Below are 18982 nucleotides of genomic sequence, written 5' to 3'. Positions count from 1 at the left end.
CGGGGTGGGCGTCGGCGTGGCCGCGCTGCGGCTGGGCGACGGGATGACGGCCCGGGGCGGGGTGGGGCAGCCGGTCGAGGCTGGTCGGCTCGGCGCGGCCTGCACCGCTCGGGGCTGGCTGGCCAGGCCGACGGCCGCCAGGCCGAGGACCACGAGAGCGACGGCGAAGGCGCGGGGATCCACGGAACGTCCCGGCCACTCGGGCGGCGAACCCTCGTCGGCCGCCCGGACCGTCGGATGATCGACCCGCTCGACGCCAGCCTGCCCGTCACCGCTCAGACCAACACCGTCCTGGCCAACACCGCCCCGGTCAAGGTCGTCCTGGCCACCACCAGCCGGCTCGACATCGTCCTGGTCAACGCCGCCGCGGTCAGCTCCGCCCCGGCCAACACCTGCCAGACCAACACCGTCCAGATCATCGTCGTCCTGCTCGGTCTCGGCCTGTTGCGGGGTGGGTGGTGCGGGGCGGATCGGCGTCCAGGCGAAGGCGAGCGCGCTGCCGACGATGCCGAGCAGCAGACCGACGAAGAAGCCGCCGAGGTTGAGCCCGATCAGCGAGTACACCGCGGTGACCGCCGCGACGATCGAGTAGAACAGCCGCTGTGCCGGAGTGAACCAGAGCAGCAGCCCACAGGTCACCAGGATGATCGGGATCAACAGTGAGAGCAGGCCGGTCGCGCCACTGTGGAAGCTGAGGCCGTTGAGGGTCATCCGGGTGGAGGCGAACATCTCCAGTCCGGCCAGGGCGATGAGCAGTCCGCCCCAGAACGGCCGGCTGCGCTGCCAGCGGCGGAAGAGCCGCCACGCCTGAGCCGGACCACCGGGCCGGGCGTGGGACGGGTTCGCGGTTGTCACGTACTCCTCCTGGCCGAGCGGGGGACGGGACCGAGCGGGGATGGGGGCATGGGCCCGGCCCGCGGTGCTGACCACCACGGGCCGGCGCTCACCTCAGAAGCACTCCTTGCCCTTGGCGTCGTCACCCACGTTGACCTTGAGTCGGAGGCCGACCAGGTTGAACGTGGCCGCCGTGGTGTAGCGGGACACCTGTTGCAGGTTGGTGATGGTGACGTGGTCGGAGTTCTGGCCGAACGAGCCGGCCTGCGCGGTGGGGTTCAGGTCGGTGGCGTCGCGGCCGATCCTGATGTTGGTGAAGGTGGCGTTGCCGTTCAACGAGTCCATGGCGATCAGCAGGTCCTTGGCGCGGGCGGGTTCCTTGCCCTCGCCGGCGTTGATGGTGAGCACCACCGGCAGGCCGGGCAGGTCGGCGCGGACGGACTGGCAGAGGCTGTACAGCTCGGCACTGCTGATCTCGGAGAGCGCGATCGGGTGGACCTGGCCGGACTTCCCGTCCTTGCCCTTCTCGCGGACGATGCCGCCGTACTGCTTGAAGCCGTCGCCCTCAAGCCGGTCGGCGCCGATTTTGAACGTCTGCCCGGACACGGTGATGTCGGACGCGATCGCTCCGGTCGACATTCCGAACAGGATGGCGCCGGCGGCCGCCGTGGCGGGCACCATCATGGCGGCGAAACGCCACCATCGGGTACGACCCTGACTGTCTAACCGATCCTGCACGGGCTCCTCCTCGGGTCGATGCACACGAGTGGCCGGTCCGAACGGGCGGCCCGCACGGGGAGCCCGCAGCCTGTTACCGGCTGGTAACCATCGGGCTTGATGGTGCACCCGTTGCGGCACAGGTCACAACCCCCTGATTACCCGGCGGCAACAGTAGGGCGACCGACGGGAGGCGCGACATCACCGATCGTCAACGCATCCGTCGTCGTGATCCCCTGATATGACAGCAAAGCGGACACATCAAGCCCGGATGAGCAGCACAGCGTGACTCTACATTGACTAATTACAATCGAATAACAAATGTAAAGTAGGCAGGTCGCACGGGTTGCCACATGGTCGAGGGGTGGACCGCGTCGCGGTCCACCCCTCGGTCGTACGTCCGGTCGTACGCGCGTCAGCGCTGCTCCACCTCGCCCGGAGCCGGACGCTGGGTCGGCACTGTCGGGTCGTCCGACTTCCAGTTCGTCGAGGCCGGCGGGATCTCGTCGGTCAGTGGTCCGCCGACCGGCTGCGGCCTGGGCTGCTCGACGGTCTCCGTGTCGCGCACCGGCTCCTGGTCCACCCGGGTCGGCGTCGGGTCGACGACCGCCGGCTCGGCGCGGTGCCGGGCCGTCCCGCCCTCGGGTCGGGTCACCAGCCACACGCCGAAGACGACCGCGAGCAGACCGAGGACACCGGCGACGATCGGGCCCCAGAAACTGATCAGGCCGATCTTGAAGCGGTTGTCCTTGACCGTCTCGACACTGCGGCTGACCGTGTCATCGGTGTAGTTGAAGTCCGCGTCCAGCAGCACCGTGGGGGTGCCGGTGTTGGGGCGCAACTCCTTGTGCTGCTGCTCCCGCACGTTCACGTAGGAGCCGGTGACCGGGTCGACCCAGAGCGTGCGGATGTTGCTGTAGACGACCTGGCCGCTGGTGGCGCCGGGGGCGAACTTGCCGACCAGCGTCTGGATGCTGCTCTCCGGAGTGGCCAGCACCTCGTTCTCGATCCGCTGCTCGAAGCGGTACGCCTCGACGCCCTTGACCTTCTCGGTGCCGACGAACTTCGCCGGGATGGCCCGCTTCAGGTCACGGTCGAAGACCTGGTAGTCGCGCTTGGCGGTGCCGAACGGGAACTTGTAGATCTGGCCGGAGTACTTCACGTTGCCGACCGGAGTCCCGTCCGCCCCGGTCTCGTTGAGCCACTGGTCCTTCCACGAGGCGGCCGCGCCGGAGATCCGGTAGAGAGCGAGTTCGGTGCTGTACTGGCTGACCACGTCCTGGTTGTCGGTGCGCCGGACCGTCTGGTAGACGTCCCAGATCACCGCATCGCCCTTGAGGTCCCTGGGCAGCCGATCCTTGGTGTCGTCCGGCTGCGGAATGACCTCCACACTGGACACCAGGTCGGCCTGCGGAACCTCGATGCTCACCGAGCTCCCGGTTGCCGTGATCTTCAGGAACCTGGCGTTCTTCGCCTCGGCGACGGACGTCGTCGGCTCAAGATCGTAGGGGAGCTTGGTCACGGCGGGGGCCACGTAAAACGGCAGCCCGGCCGCGAAGACCAGCAATAAGACGCCAAGCCCGAAGAGCGCGGCGCCCACGCGAAGCTTCACTCATCCTCCTGTAACCTGCCGCCCTACGACCTGTTGTCCGGGGCACCCGATCCTTAACATGGCGGGAGGTTACTCCCCGGTCACCTTCAAAGCGACCCCCTGGATGTCCAGATGTCCACAGCCGCCGCGCCAACAGTTTCGGAGCCTTCGGTAACCGGCCGACTTCCCGCCCTCGACGCGCTGCGAGCAATCGGCGCGGTGGCGGTCGTCGGTCACCACGTCGGGTTCCAGACCGCCGTCACCATGAACACCACCTGGGGCGGCTGGCTGGCTCGGCTGGACGTCGGCGTCGCCATCTTCTTCGTACTCTCCGGGTTTCTGCTGTTCCGGCCGTGGGCCCTCAACGCGGCGACGGGCCGGGCACGACCCGGCGCCAGGCGCTACCTGTGGCGGCGAGCCCTGCGGATCCTGCCCGCCTACTGGTTGGCGGTCGTGGTCTGCCTTGTCGTCCTGCCACAGAACCGGCAGGCGTCCGTCGGCGACTGGATCCGCCACCTCACCTTCACCCAGATCTACCAACCGGGGCAGTTGCGCGCCGGGCTCAGCCAGACCTGGAGTCTCGCCACCGAAGTCGTGTTCTACCTGCTCCTGCCGCTGGTCGCCGCGCTCGCCGTGGGCCGGTCCTGGCGTCCCGTCCGGACCATCGTGATCCTCAGCGGGAGTGCGCTACTGACCGCGGGGTGGCTCACCCTGATGGGGCTCGGCCGGCTCGACGCGGCCCTGCACACCATGTGGTTCCCCTCGTACGCCGCCTGGTTCGGCATCGGCATGGCACTGGCGACGGCGCACGTCGCCCTGCGCACCGGGACCGCGCCCACGGCCTTCCGGGTCCTGGACGACCTGGCCTCGGCGCCGGTCACCTGCTGGGCTGCCGCCGTTGGCCTGATGGCGATCGCGACGACGCCCGTCGCCGGCCCCCGGGACCTCACCGAGCCGACGGCTGCCGAGTTCGGCGTCAAGCTGGCCCTGTACCTCGTGATCGCGGCGCTGATCCTGATCCCGGTGGCCTTCGGCGGGCCGAGCCGGGCCAAGGAGGTCTTCGGCAGCTCGTCCGCTCGGTGGCTCGGCACGGTCTCGTACGGGCTGTTCCTGTGGCACCCCATGGTCATCGAACTCATCTACCTGATCGACGACCGACCGCTGTTCTCCGGCGGGCTGCTCAACACCTTCGCCCTCACCATGGCCTTCGGTCTGCTGTACGCCACGGTCAGCTACTACGGCGTCGAGCGACCCCTGCAACTGCTCGGGTCGCAGCGTCGACGCCGATCGACCGGGCGCGGGCAGGCATCCGGGACCCCCGCCACCGACGTGGCCGCACCGGCCACCACACCGCCGAGCCTCGCGGCTGGCACGCCGGTGCCGACGGTCGGCGGGTAGCGCCCAGCGCTGCCCCATCGGGGCATTGCCGGCCGGCACACCAGCCCCTAGTGTGACGCGGGTCGCTAAATTACTTGAGAGTAGGGTTCGCGTGGAGCGTCGCTTCGGCATGCCCGGACACGTGTTGTTCCTCAACTGGCGAGACACCCGCAACCCCGAAGGTGGCGGTTCCGAGGTGTACGTCGAGCGGATCGCCGCCGAGCTGGTGGTGCGCGGTTTCCGCGCCACTCTCTTCTGCGCCGCCCACGACCAGGCTCCCGCCGACGAGGTCAACGAGGCGGGCGTACGGCTGGTACGGCGCGGCGGCCGACACACCGTCTACCTCTGGGCGGCGCTCTGTTACGTCGCGGGCGCGCTGGGCATCGGCCCGCTGGCGGCCCGCCGAGGCGGCCGGCCCGATGTCCTGGTCGACGTCTGCAACGGGTTGCCGTTCCTCGCCCCGCTCTGGGCCCGACGCCCGGTGGTCAAGCTGATCCACCACGTGCACCGCGAGCAGTGGCCGGTGGTGCTTCCACAGTGGGCGGCCCGGTTCGGCTGGTGGATCGAGTCGTCCCTCGCCGTACGCCTCTACCAGCGGTGCCGGTACGTCACCGTCTCCGAGGCCACCCGGCGGGAGTTGGCCCAGCTCGGCGTGCCGCCGGAGCAGGTCTCCGTGGTGCACAACGGCACCCCGACGCTGCCCCCCACCGACACCGAGCGGGCGACGTTCCCGCTGCTCGTGACGCTGAACCGGCTAGTGCCACACAAGCGGGTCGAGGTGGCGCTGCGGGCCGTCGCGGCCCTCGCCGACGAGCTGCCGCAACTACGTCTGGTCGTCGCCGGCCAGGGTTGGTGGGAGTCGCACCTACGTGAACTCGCCGCGGAACTCGACATCACCGAGCGGGTGGACTTCCGGGGCTTCGTGACCGAGGAGGAGAAGGCCGCCCTGCTCGCCTCCGCCTGGGTGGCCCTGACCCCGTCGCTCAAGGAGGGCTGGGGGCTCACGATCGTGGAGGCGGGTTCGGCGGGCACCCCGACTGTCGCGTTCCGGGGAGCGGGCGGAGTCGCCGAGGCGGTCGTCGACGGGCGTACCGGCCTGCTGGCCGACGACATCGACGACTACCTGCTCAAGGTGCGCACGCTCCTGCACCGGGATGAGCTGCGGCGGGAGATGGGCGCACAGGCCCGGGAGCACGCGGCCAGCTTCACCTGGCAGGCCGCGGGTGGACGCTTCGAAGCGATCCTCAAGGGTGTGGAGTCGCCCCGCCCAGTGCAGCAGCGGGGCGAGCCGTCCTACCTGTCGCCGTAAACCGCGGGGGCGTACGGGTCCTTCTTTCCGGCCCGCTTGGCCGCCTCCGAGACGAGCTTGGCCTCGCTTGCGGCCTCCTCGTCGGTGGCGGTCGCGGCGGCCGAGATCCCGCCGAGAGCCAGGATCCCCAGCAACGCCGCCACCAGGCCAGACACGACCAGGGTCAGAGCTCTACGCATGCCAATCCTCCAATGGCGAGACGTGCGAGCGGACGTTACCACGCGGTAGGTCGCCGGTGTAGTGCCGAAACGGCGGCAGCGATGACCACCAGAAGGGCAGCGCCGAGGGCCACCACCACCGCCAGTCGGGCCGGCCCGGAGCCGCCCGATTCCCGCACGGTCGCTGGGTTTCGGTACAGCGTCAGGAACGGTCCGTCGTGGACGCGCACCAGGCCACCGAGCACCTGAGGGTCCACCTCGCCGGAGACCTCGTGCTGCACCAGGACCCAGCGCACCCCGGTGGTCGAGACGGGCCGTCCCTCGGCCAACGCCCGGCGCAGCTCACGGACGCGCGGATTCTCACCGGCCACGGCGACGTCGCCGACCCGGAGCGTGTCGTCGGTCAGGACCGTCCCCGGCAGGTAGCGGGGCGCCGGGTCCAGGACCACCCGACCGGGGTTCCACGAGTACGCGCGGTAGGCGCTCAGCGGCAACGCGAGGACCTCCCCCGGCTCCTCGTCGACGTACTCGGCCACCCGCTGCCACTCCGCCGGATAGCTCACCGGACGAAGCCGGCCGACGCCGCCGAACGCGAGGTCCGGCAGGACCGCCACCGGCAGGAACAGCAGCCCGACCAGGATCACCCCGGCCACCTCACGGTCGACCCGGGCCACCAACCGCTCGGCCCCCAACGCGGCGCACACCACCAGCAGCAGGGCGTACGGAGCCAGGAACTTCTGGCCATCTCGCAGCAACCCCGCGCCCGGCAGGTGCACCACCGCCCAACGCAGCAGGGCATCCCCGCCGGGAAGCACCCCGAACGCGGCGAGAAGACAACCGGCCCCGGCGAGCACCGCCAGCCGCGCCGCCCCACCCGGGGGCAACCGGCGCCGCAGCAGGCCCGCCCCGACACCGGCCAGGACCAGCAGCACCACTGTCGCCACCGGCACCAGCGGCGCGGCGCGACTGGCGGGGGTGGCCTGTGCGCTCCAGATGCCGCCGGTGCCGGCGAGCGCCACCAGCGGGCCGGCCCAATTCTCCGACCGCGCCGCGAACGCCGCCACCCCCGCTGGGTCGGAGGAACCCCCGGCGCCGGTGACCAGGGCCGCGACCACCCAGGGGGCGTTGAGCACCCCGACCGCGGCCAACGCCTGCCGGGACCGGAGCGGATGCATCCGCTCCGACACCAGCAGCGACCGACGCGCGCGCATCCGGTCCGACGTCAGCACCAGCACCGTGCCCAACGCGATAAGACCGCCGGTCGGCGTGATGGCGGCGGGAGCGGCGGCGAGCACCACCCGGGCGAGCGCGCCGTCGCGCCCCGCCCGCAGGTCCAGCGCCGCCCGCACCAGCCAGGGCAACGCGGCGTACGCGAGCAGCAGCCCCCACTGCCCGATCAGCAGCCGCTCGGCGAGGTACGGCGTCCACGCGTACGCCACCGCGGCGAACAGCCGCACCGAACGCCGGTCGGTCGGCACCAACCGGCCGGCGCCGACGGCCGCGAGGAAGACCGCCCCGGCGAGCGCCAGCCGCTGCACCAACCAGCCGGGCACGAGCTGGGTGACAAGCGAGACCAGTGCGTCCATCGGCACCGCCCGGGGCAGGCTCTGCGCCGGGGCGACGAGATCCCAGGTCAACGGCTGCCGGGGTACGAACACCATGTCGTACAGCAGCGCGTACCCGGGCGCCGCCAGCGGGGCCAGCACCAGCACCGTGACCGCCGCCGAGACCGCGTACAGCGGCAGCGTGTCCCGCGCCCGCCGAACCGGTGCGGCCTCGTCGCCGTCGGTCGGCTCAACCATTCACGATGCCGGCACCGCCCGGCCGACGGTGATCAGTTGGGTGCACACCCCGACCCCGGGCGTCCGCACGGTGACCTCGACCGCGTCTCCCGCACCCTCCAGCAGGAAGTACAGGTCGTTCAGCCCGCGCCGCAGGGTGATCTCGCGCGTGGCGTCCCCGAGCCGGAACAGCGCGGTGGAGTCACCCGAGCTGAGGTAGCCGAAGTGCACGACGTACGGCCACTCCACCAGATACCCGTCCAACGGGATCCGGGTGGGCCGACCGCCCTCCGCCAGGTGCCCGCAGCCGTCCACCGGACCGGACACGATCTTCCGTCCCTCGACCACGACCGGACGGATCCGGCCGAGATCATCGAACGTCGACGGTCGCGCGGCTTCCGTGACGAAGGTGGGCCGGCGGTCGGCCGGGCGGAAGAAGTGCGACTGGAGGTTGTCCGGCCAGAAGTAACCGGCGACGACCCGGTCCGGGACGGCGGTGTCGAAGAAGACGGTTTCCGGCGGCGCGGCGGCAAGCTCGGCCTGCGTCGTCGCGAGATAGTCCCGCCCGTACTTGGTACTCCAGTTGTCCCCGAAACGGGCCGTGCTCCACAGGGTGCCCACGCTGATGGTCGCCAGCACGACGATCATCGAGACCAGGCCGACCGCGAAGGCGCCCGGCTCCCGCAGGACCGTCGGCACCGGCCACGCCGACACCTCGTCCTCGTCGGTGTCCCTGATCCCCAGCAGGGCCGCACCGACACAGATCGCGGCGACCAGCACCACGTCGGCGACGTACCGGGGAACGACGCCGACCAGTGGGCCGAGCGGCCCGCCGAGCCGGGTGACGGCGAAGAGCGTGGCGACCAGCCCGAGGTAGGAGGTGAGCAGCAGCCAGGCCCGCCCGGCCGACGGCCGCCGCCGGACGGTGACCACGACGAGCGTCGCCAGCACCGCCCAGGACAACCACTTGGCGATGTCGTACGGGTCGGCGAGCGGGGGGCCGTCACCGGCGTAGGTCCAGCGCCAGGGACCACCGAGTAGACCCGGCGTCATGGTCTCGCCGACCAGGTCGCCGAGGAAGGCCAGAACCTGACCGACGGACGAGGGTTCGTCCAGCTCGCGGGCGCCGGGTCGGGTCAGGTAGAACGCCAGATACGCCCCGGAGAGCACGGAGAGCATCAGCCACGCCGGCCAGTGCCGGCGGAGCGCCGCCGCGAGACTGCGCCACACGCCACCGGAGGTGAAGAGGAAGACGGTCAGCAGGAACAGCAGCGGCACGATCAGCAGCGACTTGGTGTCGAAGAGCAGGCCGAAAACCAGCCAGAGCGCGACCGCCACGAGGTGCCGCAGGCGACCGGTCCGCACGTACCGGACCTGGGCTGCCACCGCCATGACCAGGGCCAACTGCATCGGCAGCACGAGCAGCCCGACCAACCACAGCGAGGAGACCTCAAGCGTCAGCGGGCTGAACACGAACAGGCACAGTGGGATGAGCAGGCCCCAGCCGGGCCGGAGCAGATCGCGTAGCAGCCGGTAGACGGCGACCCCGGTCGCCGCCTGGCCAACCGCCAGCAGCAACACCCACGGCCAGGTGGCGAAGCCCGCCGCCCGCACCATCGCCCACGCCACCAGTAGGCCGCCGGGCATGAGGTGGTTGTTGAATGTACGCAGGAGATAGTCCGCGTCCAGCCCGGTGTCGAGAACCTGGGCGGCGATGACGAACTCGTCCTGCGAGAACCAGCCGCGAGCGGCGAGGCCGGCGCGCCAGGCGACGGACACGGCGATGAGGGCGATCGCCACGGCGCGGACGGGGTCGGCGCGGAGCCATCGGCCGATCGGCCCCGGCCCGCCGCCATCGGACGCGACGCGTTCCGGATGCGTCTCGGCCTCAGCTTCTGGCATTGACATGGTCGGCAGCCTGCCACACGCTTACACGCCGTGGGGACGGCCGTTCTCCCGATAACGCCACCGCAGCGCCCCTGGTCGCCCGTCCGTGCCCGGTCCGGATAACGTCGCGCGACAGTCGTCGGCTGCAGGTGCGCGTCCGGCCGGTGAAGACAGGAGCCGACATGCGTGCAGAGGTGGCCAGTGGCGCCGCTCCGGGGTCCAGCCGGAGCCGGCACACGGCCCGACGGTTCCGGCACCTGGTCATCTGCATCGCGCTGACCGCCCTCGCCTTCCAGCAGGCCCCGGGTCAGGTCGTCCCGGACACCAAGGTCGACCTGAACGTCAACCCGGCCGGGTGGCTGCTCCGCTCGCTGCACCTGTGGGACCCCACCGGCACGTTCGGTCAACTACAGAACCAGGCGTACGGCTATCTCTGGCCGATGGGTCCGTTCTTCCTGCTCGGATCGGAGGCCGGCCTCGCGCCGTGGGTGGTGCAGCGGCTGTGGTGGGCACTGCTCTTCTGTGTCGCCTACCTGGGCGCCGTACGCCTGGCGGGTCGGCTCGGCATCGGCACACCCGCCGGACGCATGATCGCCGGCGTCGCCTTCGCGCTGTCACCCCGCATCCTCACCCAGCTCGGCTGGTCCTCGGTGGAGGCCTGGCCCAGCGCCGTTGCCCCCTGGGTGCTCATCCCGCTCGTCGGTCTCGCCGCCGGCACCCCACTGCGGCGCGCCGTCGCCGCGTCGGCCCTCGCCGTCGCCTGCGCCGGTGGGGTCAACGCCACCGCCGTGTTCGCGGTGGTGCCACTGGCCCTGCTCTGGCTCGCCACCCTCCAGCCCGTACGCCGCCGCGTCACCGCCATCGCCGCCTGGTGTGGCGCGGTGGCCCTGGCCACCGCGTGGTGGTTGGTTCCGCTGCTGGTCCTCGGGCGGTACAGCCCGCCCTTCCTGGACTACATCGAGACCGCCCGAAACACCACGAGCGTCACCGACGCGGTGACCACGCTGCGCGGCGCCTCCTACTGGGTCGCCTACCTGGCCTCCCCGTTCGGACCGACCATCCCGTCCGGCGCAAGACTCGCCAACGAGGCGGTACTGGTCGCCGCCACCCTGGCGGTCGCCGCCCTCGGTGTGCTCGGGCTGTCCCGACGCGGGATGCCGCACCGCCGGTTCCTCATCACCGGTCTGGTCCTCGGCGTCGCGCTCGTCGGCCTCGGGCACGTCGGCGACCTGCCGAACATCCTCGCCGGCCCACAGCGGGAGTTCCTCGACGGCATCGGCGCACCCCTGCGCAACGTGCACAAGTTCGACGTCCTGCTCCGCCTACCCCTGTGCCTGGGCATGGCGCACCTGATCGGCCTGGCCGTCCGGGCGGCGCGCACCGCGCCCACCCGGCACCGTCCGCGGACCGTCGCCCGCGCCTGGCTGACCGCCGGCGCCGCCATCGTCGCCGTCACGGCCGTCGCCACGCCCGCGCTCGCGGGCGGTCTCGCCACCCCGGGCAGCGTCAAGGAGGTGCCCGGCTACTGGCACGAAGCCGCCGACTGGCTCGACGCGAACACGGGGCGCGGGCGGGTGCTCGTCGTACCCGGGGCCCGCTTCCCGTCGTACGACTGGGGCAGCACCACCGACGAGATCACCCAGCCGCTGCTCAACAGCCGGTGGGCGGTACGCAACGCCATCCCCTTCACCCCACCGACCACCATTCGGTTGCTGGACGTCATCGAGGCGACGCTCGCCACCGGCTCCGGGTCGACCGGCCTGGCGGACCTGCTGGCCCGATCGGGGATCAGCCACGTCCTGTTCCGCGCCGACCTCGACCACGGCCGCTCCGACACGGCCCGCCCGGCGGTGGTCCGCCAGTCGCTGGAACGGTCACCCGGGCTGACCCGCGTCACGTCCTTCGGCCCCCTGCGCGGCGGGCCCGCGTCCCCGGACGAGTTCCGCGACCAGGGGCTCGACGTGCCCGTCCGGGCGCTGGAGGTCTACCGCGTCGACCGGCCCGTCGAGCCGGTGGTCGCCTACGACAGAGCCGACGTGACCACCGTGGTGGGCGGCCCCGAATCCCTCCTCGACCTCGCCGCGGCGGGGCAACTCGGCTCGGCGCCCACCGTCCTGGCCGGCGACGCGCCGACCGCCGACGTCGCCGGGCCGGTGGCGATGACCGATGGGCTGCGCAGACGCGACGTGTCGTTCGGCGGACTGCGCGACAACACCTCCCAGACGCTGACCGCCGACGACCCCTTCGAGGTCACCGCACCCGCCCACGACTACCTGCCCGAGTGGGGGGCACAGCACTCCACCGTCGCCCGCTTCGAGGGCATCACCGCGATCCGCGCCTCCACCGCCCGCTCGCAGGTGGACTCCCCCGGCGGCGCCCGCCCCGAGCACCAGCCGTACGCGGCGATGGACGGCAATCCGGCGACCTCCTGGCAGTCCGCGCCGTACTCGCCCAGCGAGCGGCAGTGGGTCGAGGTGGGCCTCGCCAACCCGACGACTGTCACCCGGGTCGAGGTGTGGTTCGACCTGAAGGCCGACGCCCTGCCCACGACGGTGACCGTCAGCGCCGGGTACGAGAGCAGCACCGTCGAACAGTTCAGCGATCACATGGTGTTCGAGCTGCCCGGAGTCCACGCCATCCGCGAGGTCCGGGTCTCGGTCGACAGCGCGTACGACCTGCGCCCGTTCGGAAACGGATCGGTCGGCATCGCCGAGATCAAGATTCCCGGCATCCAGACCAGCCGCACCCTGGTCCTTCCCACCGCACCGGTCACCGACCGGCCGGCGACCGTCGTCGTGTCCGCGGCACCCACCACGCCGGCCTGCTTCTCCGTCGACGGGCAGCCGCGCTGCTCCACCGACGCCATCCGTGGTTCCGAGGACGCGTCCACCGTCGACCGGACCCTGACCCTTCCGGCGGCCGGCGCGTACGACGCCAAGCTGTGGGCGCGGCCGACGACCGGCCCCGACCTGGACAACACCCTCGACAAACTGGTGACCGACGCACAGCCGCTGCGCCTCGCGGCGCAGATCAGCGCCTCCTCGACGGCCGTGCCCGACCCGACCGGGCGGGCCGGCGCGGCGCTCGACGGCAACCCGGCCACCAGCTGGTCACCGGCGATCGACGACGAGGCGCCGATCCTGCGACTCAAGTGGCTCAAGCCGCAGACCATCACCGGGCTCCGCTTCTCGGTCGACGACAAGGCAGCCGCCACCCGCCTGGGCAGTGTGCGGGTGGTCGGCGACGACGGCTTCCGCAGCAGCCTGCTCGGCGACGACGGGTTGCTCCGCCTGGACCCGCCGATGCGGACCGACGAGATCACCATCCAGTTCCTCGACAAGCCGGCCGCAACCAGCACCGACCCGTACAAACTGCGGTTGCCGGAGCGGTTGCCCGTCGCGGTCGGCGAGGTGACCGTGCTGCCCGGAGCGCCCACCGTCGAACCGCGCCTCGACACACCCCTGTCGCTGGCCTGCGGATCGGGTCCGACGCTGCAGGTCGGCGCGGCCCGGGTGACCACCTCGCTGCGCGGCACGCTCCGCGACCTGCTGGAGATGCGCGAGATGCCGGTGACGCCGTGCGGCCGGGCCACGCCCCGGCAGCTTGACCTGGGCCTCGGGGAGCACCGCATCGTCGCCACCCCGAGCCGGCTGGCCGCGCCCACCAGGGTCGCCCTGGTACCGCGCACGACCACGCCGGCCCCGCCGGCCTCGGCGACCGCCAGCGCCATCGAGGTGGAATCCTGGGCGGCCACCGAGCGACGGGTACGGGTGGCCGGTCACCCCGTCGACCGGGTGCTCGCCGTGCGGGAGAACACCAACACCGGCTGGCAGGCGACCCTCGGCGGGCGGACGCTGAAACCACTGGTGGTGGACGGGTGGCAGCAGGGCTGGATCCTTCCCGCCGGCGCCTCCGGAGAGGTGCTGTTGCGCTTCGCACCGGACACCCCGTACCGGGCGGGGCTTCTCCTCGGCGGCATCCTGCTCGCGGTGGTGGTCCTGCTCGCGGTGGTGCCCGCCCGGCAACCCACCGCACGGACCTCGACAACCGCCGTACCGCGCGGCCGACGCCAGGTCACCCGCTCGCTGCCGCTGCTGGCCGTCGGGGCCGCCGCGCTGGTGCTGTGGAGCGGCCTCATCGGCGGCCTGCTGGTCGCGGCGGGATTCATGCTGGCCGTACCCGGCCCACGCCGCCTGCCCTGGCCGGCCGACCCCCGTCGGGCCAGGACGATCAGCCGGGGCGTCGAGACCTGGCTCCCGGGCGCGCTCGTCCTGCTCGCCGGGTGGCTGTACCTCGACTCGACGCGGCGGAACACCGACGCGCTCGTACAACTCACCATCGTCGCCGCGCTGGGTGCCCTCTGGCTCACCACCGCCGCCCGACGACGGCCGGTACGCCGGCCCACGCCAACCGCCGGTACCTCAGCCATTGCGGCGGCGGCGCTGGGCGCGGAGGGACCGCCGCCGTACCCGACCGAGCCGGACGGGATCGAGCCGGTTGCGGCCGAGCACGACGCGGCCGAGCCGGCGAGGCCCGGCCGGGCAACGGGGCCAGCCGACGGGCAGCTTCCGACCTTCTCCGAGATCACGTGAGCCTTCGACGACCCGTCCGCCGGGAGAGGGCGGCCCAGACCGAGCTGACACGCGGATGGAGTACGGGCCTCGGCGCCGCGGGGGTCAGCGTCACCCTGGCCGGGGTCCTGGTCAACGGCCTGGCCTACCTGGTGCCGGTGCTGGCCGCGCGACGACTCGACCCGGCCGACCTCAGCGCGCTCGCCGCCGCTCTCGGTCTGGTGGCCATCGCCGGTGTGCCCGGGCTCGGTCTACAACTGGCCGTCGCCGTGCACCGCGCCCGGCACGGATCCTCCGACACGCGGCGGCTCACCGTGGTCACCGCCGCGGTCTGCGCGGGGACCCTCATCGCGGCGACGCCACTGCTGGTCACCGCCCTGGATCTCCCGGTGGAGATGCCCGCGCTGCTGGCGGTCACCACGGCGGCGATCGTGCTCTCCTCCCGGTCGCTCGGGGAGTTGCAGGGTGGCCAGCGTTTCGTGCGACTCGCCATCGGGATGGCCCTGCTCGCCGCCGGCCGCTACGGCGGCGTGATCGCCGGGCTGCTGCTCGGCGCGGGACCGACCGGCGCGCTGGCGGTCGGCGCGTTGACCGCCGCGCTCGCCCCGGCGGTGCTGGCCCGACTCGCCCGCGAGCCCGCTCGACCGTCCACCGCACCACGGTTGACCGCCGCGCAGGTGGTTGCCGGCTGCGGTGCGACCCTGGCGATGCTCGTCGTCTCCTACGCCGATCTGCTGCTGGCCCGGCAACTGCTGTCCCCGTCGGATTCCGGGGCGTACTCGGTCGGCACCGTCCTGAGCAAGGGCGCGCTCTGGGCGCCGCAGGTCGCCGCCGTCCTCGCCCTGCCGCGGCTGGCACGCGGTGACCGGCGTAGCCGAACGGTCGCGTTGGCGGTGACGGGCGGGTGTGGCGCGGTGCTTGTCATCGCCTCGACGCTCGCCGGAGGGCTCGCCTTCCGCCTCGCCGGTGGGCCCGACTACGACCACCTCGGCCGGTACGCGCCCCTCTTCGCCGCGGTCGGTGCGCTCTACGCGGTGACGTTCGTGCTGCTCAACGACCGCCTCGCGGCCGGCGCGCGCTGGGCGGCGGCACCGCTGTGGGTGGGCGTGGCCGGCCTGGTGGCCGTCACCGCGACCCTGCGGCCCCACACCGTCCCCGGTCTTCTCCTCGCGGCCCTGGGCACGGCCATCGTCACCACCGCGCTGATGGCGGTGACGGCCCATCGGCCGGCTCCGGCCCCTGCGGCCGGGCCCGACTAGCCCTCCGCGAGCCAGTCCGCCAGGAGGCGGTGGTCGATCGCGTCCACCCGGCCGAGCGGACGACCCGAGGCCGCCCGGTCCCGCAGCTCCGCCCGGGTGAACCAGCGCGCCTCCAGCAACTCCTCGCCGTCGACGCGTACCTCGTCTGAGGTGGCGGTGGCCCGGAAGCCCACCATCAGGCCGGCCGGGAAAGGCCACGCCTGCGATCCCTGGTAGGTCACGTCGGTGACGGTCACGCCCGCCTCCTCGGCCATCTCCCGACGGACCGCGTCCTCCAGGCTCTCGCCGACCTCGACGAAGCCGGCGAGCGTCGAGTACGCGTCCTCGGCCGCACCCGCGTGCCGGGCCAGCAGGCAGCGCCCCGACCGACCGGGCGCCTCGACCAACACGATGATCGCCGGCTCGATCCGGGGGAACAGCAGACGCCCGCACTCCGCGCCGCTGCAGGTCCGCAGGTGCCCGCCGCCGCCGGCGACGGCCGGCGCGCCGCACGTCCCGCAGAACCGCTGCTGCCGGTGCCAGTGCAGCAAACCCCTGGCGTACGCCTGGACGGCCGCGTCGCCGGGTTCGAGCCGCCCGACCAGTGCCCGCACGTCGACGGACCGCACCGCACCGGCCATCTCGACGGCGGACCGTTCAGGGAGTGCGGAGAGGTCCGCGGCGAACACGGCGGCCTCCCCGTCGAGCCCCAGGAAGACGGTCTCACCGGCGGCGGAGCGGACCAGCGCCGCGCGCTCCGCGCTGAGCCGAACCGGCCCGTGGCCGTCGACGAGACAGCGGTCCCGCCACATCGGCAGCAACACGGTGGACGACTCGGTGAGCAGCCCGCCCAACCGCGTCGGATCGGCGCGCAACGGGCCCGCCCGGTCCAGCCAACCGCCCCCGTACGCCAACACCCGCTCCGCAGTGCCCACCCGGCCACCGTGCCACGTCGGTCATCAGCCGTCAGCACCGACCCCGGGTCGATGCGACACGCCGAACGACACGCGGTAGCAGCGCCTGGTGGGCGCAGCCACGAGGACGGCCAAGCATTCGTTACCGTAGGTGCCTCCGGGAGGGAGGACCTCCCGCGGCACCCTGGCGATCGAGGTTGCAGTGACGCTGTACGGCGAAAAGAGTCCACCCGCCGACGACCGGCCCACCGTGCAGGTCACCGCGGTCACCTGGCCGGACGGCGGATCTGAGCCGGTCACGACAGCCGCTCCCGGCGAGCTGGACGGCGGCCGGCGCCGCCCGCGTCGGGTGCGAATGCTGCTCGCCGCAGGCATCACCGGTGGCGTCCTCGCCGCCGTGGCGGGTGCCGGTGCCTGGGCGTACGCCGGTGACGTTCCCCGGGGCACCAGCGTGCTCGGCACCGAGCTGGGCGGCCGGAGCCGTGCGGACGCCGACCGGCAGTTGCGGGCGGAGTTGGACCGGCGGGCGGCGACGCTCGCCACACCGCTGAAGGTCACCGTCGACGGGCGTACCGCCGAGATCAACCCGGCCGACGTGGGACTGGCCGTCGACGTGCCGGCGACCGTCGCGGCAGCGGCCGAGGCCGACGCGCACCCGGTCAGCCGGTTGGTCGGCTCCCGCACCGTCGAACCCGTGGTGACCGTCGACGTGGGCCGGTTGGACGACGCGCTCCGCAAGGTGCTCGGCGACCAGGCTCAGGGCATGACGATGCCGGCGATCACCTATCAGGGCACCACGCCGAAGGTCGTACCGCCCAAGCCCGGGCTGGCGCTGAACCCGCAGCGCTCCGCCGAGGTGGTCCGCGCCGGCTGGTTGGCCGGCGCCCCGGTCACCGTGCCCCTGGTGGAGACCCACCCGGCGACCACCCCGGAGGAGTTGGACCGGATGGTCAGCGAGCTGGCGAAGCCGGCGGTCGCCGCACCGGTCACCCTGCGCACCAACAAGGGTTCCGTGACGATCCCGCCCGCCGCCATCGCGAAGAGCCTCCGGTTCAGCGCCGACAAGACCGGCAAGCTCACCCCGTCGGTGGACGTCAAGCGGCTGCGGACGGCACTCGGCGACAGGCTGGCCGCCATCGAGGTGCCGCCGAAGGACGCCACGATGACGATTTCCGGTGGCCGGCCCACGGCCAGGGAGGGGCGATCCGGGCAGCAGCTGGACACGGCAGCTCTCAGCCGGGACCTGCTGGCCGTGCTGCCGAAGGCGGACGGCCGCGAGGTGACCGGCGAGTTGAAGCCGACGCCGCCGCAGCTGACCGGGGAGAAGCTCGCCGGCCTGGGCATCAAGGAGCGGGTGTCGACCTTCACCACCCGGTTCACCGGCGGCATGGCCTCGTCGCGTAGCCAGAACATCGCGACCATCGCGAGGAAGGTGGACGGCACGGTCGTGCTGCCCGGGAAGACGTTCTCGCTCAACGGTCACACCGGCGAGCGGGGGTACGCCCAGGGCTACCGGGACGCGCCGGTCATCCTCGACGGCAAGCTGGTGCCGGGCGTCGGCGGCGGCACCTCGCAGTTCACCACCACGCTGTTCAACGCGACCTACTACGCCGGCCTGGAGGACGTGGAGCACAAGCCACACTCGTACTGGTTCGACAGGTACCCGGCGGTCATCGAGTCGACCATCTTCTGGCCGAGTCTGGACTTCAAGTTCCGCAACAACACCGAGTACGGCGTGCTCATCGACACGTCGTACACGTCCAGCACGATCACCGTCTCCATCTGGAGCACGAAGATCTACGACAGCGTGAAGACGGAGTACGGGCCGCGACGCAACATCACGACGCCGAAGCAGATCCACCTGGCTCCCGGCCCCTCGTGCATCGAGACCAACGGCATCAACGGCTTCACCCAGGACGCCTTCCGGGTCATCAAGAAGGGCGGCGTGGTGGTCAAGCGGGAGAAGTTCACCTGGCGCTACGACGCGGAGCCCCGCTACGTCTGCGGGCCGAAGACCTCCTGAGGTCGACCCACTCTCAGGAGAGTTCGGCGGCGCTACCGCGCTGCCCACTCGCCAGCCCGTCGCTCACTGGGACCGTTGGCGCGCGCCTGCCACTCTCTGACGGCTTTGACGGCGTGCGACGGGCTGCCGGCGTGCGACGGCCCCCGGCGTGCGACGGGCTTGCCGGCGTGCGACGGCCTCCCAGCCTGCGACGGCTTGCCGGCGTGCGACGGCCTCCCAGCCTGCGACGGCTTGCCGGCGTGCGACGGGCTTGCCGGCGTGCGAGACCGCAAGATCGCGCAACATCCTGGTTGTAGTGGCCTCGGCCCGGCGGTGATGCCACTACATCCTGGTTCGAGCGTGACCTTGACGAATTGCAGGACCAGAACCCGGCCCTGGCCCCACCGCAATGACGCACACGCCGGTGCGGCGGTGCGGCGGTCGCACCATTCCCCTGGGTTGGGGAACGCAGAAAAGGCCACCCCGTTTGGGGTGGCCTTTTCTGAAAGATTGTCCGGCGGCGTCCTACTCTCCCACACCCTCACGAGTGCAGTACCATCGGCGCTGGAGGGCTTAGCTTCCGGGTTCGGAATGTACACGGCC

General features: G+C 72.1%; 12 protein-coding genes and 1 rRNA gene. 5 read left to right on the top strand and 8 right to left on the bottom strand.

Annotated elements, in window-relative coordinates:
• From PSH25_RS30120 to pgfA, 3 genes are all read right to left on the bottom strand, one after another.
• A partial coding sequence (locus PSH25_RS30120) for a DUF6114 domain-containing protein (protein ID WP_238662262.1) occupies positions 1-855 on the bottom strand: 855 nt, incomplete at its 3' end.
• Positions 856-948: 93 nt separating this feature from the next.
• Entirely contained in the window at positions 949-1572 is a 624-nt protein-coding gene (locus PSH25_RS30115) for a DUF6230 family protein (RefSeq protein WP_112700053.1), read from the bottom strand.
• Between the two features lie 394 nt (positions 1573-1966).
• Positions 1967-3163: a cell envelope lipid trafficking protein PgfA gene (gene pgfA / locus PSH25_RS30110; RefSeq protein ID WP_238662260.1), complete on the bottom strand. Its 1197-nt coding sequence runs from the start codon at positions 3161-3163 to the stop codon at positions 1967-1969.
• 111 nt (positions 3164-3274) lie between these two features.
• Between pgfA and PSH25_RS30105 the strand changes: the two genes are divergently transcribed.
• Positions 3275-4540, top strand: coding sequence for an acyltransferase family protein (locus tag PSH25_RS30105; RefSeq protein WP_238662259.1), 1266 nt, complete (start codon positions 3275-3277; stop codon positions 4538-4540).
• Positions 4541-4649: 109 nt separating this feature from the next.
• Positions 4650-5828, top strand: coding sequence for a glycosyltransferase family 4 protein (locus tag PSH25_RS30100; RefSeq protein ID WP_238662263.1), 1179 nt, complete (start codon positions 4650-4652; stop codon positions 5826-5828).
• On the opposite strand, the gene PSH25_RS30095 is transcribed toward PSH25_RS30100, so the two are convergent.
• Genes PSH25_RS30095 through PSH25_RS30085 form a run of 3 tightly spaced genes read right to left on the bottom strand, consistent with a single transcriptional unit; the run spans position 5813 to position 9669 of the window.
• The gene (locus PSH25_RS30095) at positions 5813-6007 is read right to left on the bottom strand and encodes a hypothetical protein (RefSeq protein WP_112589285.1); all 195 of its coding nucleotides are present in this window, start codon (positions 6005-6007) and stop codon (positions 5813-5815) included. The two genes, PSH25_RS30100 and PSH25_RS30095, sit on opposite strands and share 16 nt — an antisense overlap.
• Before the next feature lie 35 nt (positions 6008-6042).
• Positions 6043-7788 (bottom strand): MmpA family trehalose lipid delivery protein, encoded by a 1746-nt coding sequence (locus PSH25_RS30090; protein WP_238662257.1) that lies wholly within the window; start codon positions 7786-7788, stop codon positions 6043-6045.
• Positions 7789-9669, bottom strand: coding sequence for a glycosyltransferase family protein (locus tag PSH25_RS30085; protein ID WP_372492883.1), 1881 nt, complete (start codon positions 9667-9669; stop codon positions 7789-7791). It lies immediately after the preceding gene.
• 167 nt (positions 9670-9836) lie between these two features.
• Here PSH25_RS30085 and PSH25_RS30080 point away from each other — a divergent pair, with 167 nt between their 5' ends.
• Together PSH25_RS30080 and PSH25_RS30075 are read left to right on the top strand one after the other, a co-directional pair.
• Positions 9837-14246: an alpha-(1->3)-arabinofuranosyltransferase gene (locus PSH25_RS30080; RefSeq protein WP_238662253.1), complete on the top strand. Its 4410-nt coding sequence runs from the start codon at positions 9837-9839 to the stop codon at positions 14244-14246.
• Positions 14243-15484 (top strand): polysaccharide biosynthesis protein, encoded by a 1242-nt coding sequence (locus PSH25_RS30075; RefSeq protein ID WP_372492882.1) that lies wholly within the window; start codon positions 14243-14245, stop codon positions 15482-15484. Before PSH25_RS30080 ends, PSH25_RS30075 begins: the two co-directional genes overlap by 4 nt.
• Here the strand turns inward: PSH25_RS30075 and nudC are convergent.
• Positions 15481-16398: an NAD(+) diphosphatase gene (nudC, locus tag PSH25_RS30070; RefSeq protein ID WP_238662251.1), complete on the bottom strand. Its 918-nt coding sequence runs from the start codon at positions 16396-16398 to the stop codon at positions 15481-15483. The genes PSH25_RS30075 and nudC overlap by 4 nt on opposite strands.
• 181 nt (positions 16399-16579) lie before the next feature.
• On the opposite strand from nudC, the gene PSH25_RS30065 reads away from it, so the two are divergent.
• The gene (locus PSH25_RS30065) at positions 16580-18400 is read left to right on the top strand and encodes a VanW family protein (protein ID WP_238662250.1); all 1821 of its coding nucleotides are present in this window, start codon (positions 16580-16582) and stop codon (positions 18398-18400) included.
• Positions 18401-18891: 491 nt separating this feature from the next.
• Here PSH25_RS30065 and rrf read toward each other — a convergent pair.
• Positions 18892-18982: ribosomal RNA gene (rrf, locus tag PSH25_RS34325) — 5S ribosomal RNA — on the bottom strand; the annotation flags it as partial.

Origin of the sequence: Micromonospora foliorum (assembly GCF_022229015.1) — a bacterium.
In the GTDB taxonomy this organism is placed as follows: Bacteria; Actinomycetota; Actinomycetes; order Mycobacteriales; family Micromonosporaceae; genus Micromonospora; species Micromonospora foliorum.
The sequence above is the reverse complement of the archived record's forward strand: the minus strand, read 5'-3'. Positions and strand labels throughout refer to the sequence as shown.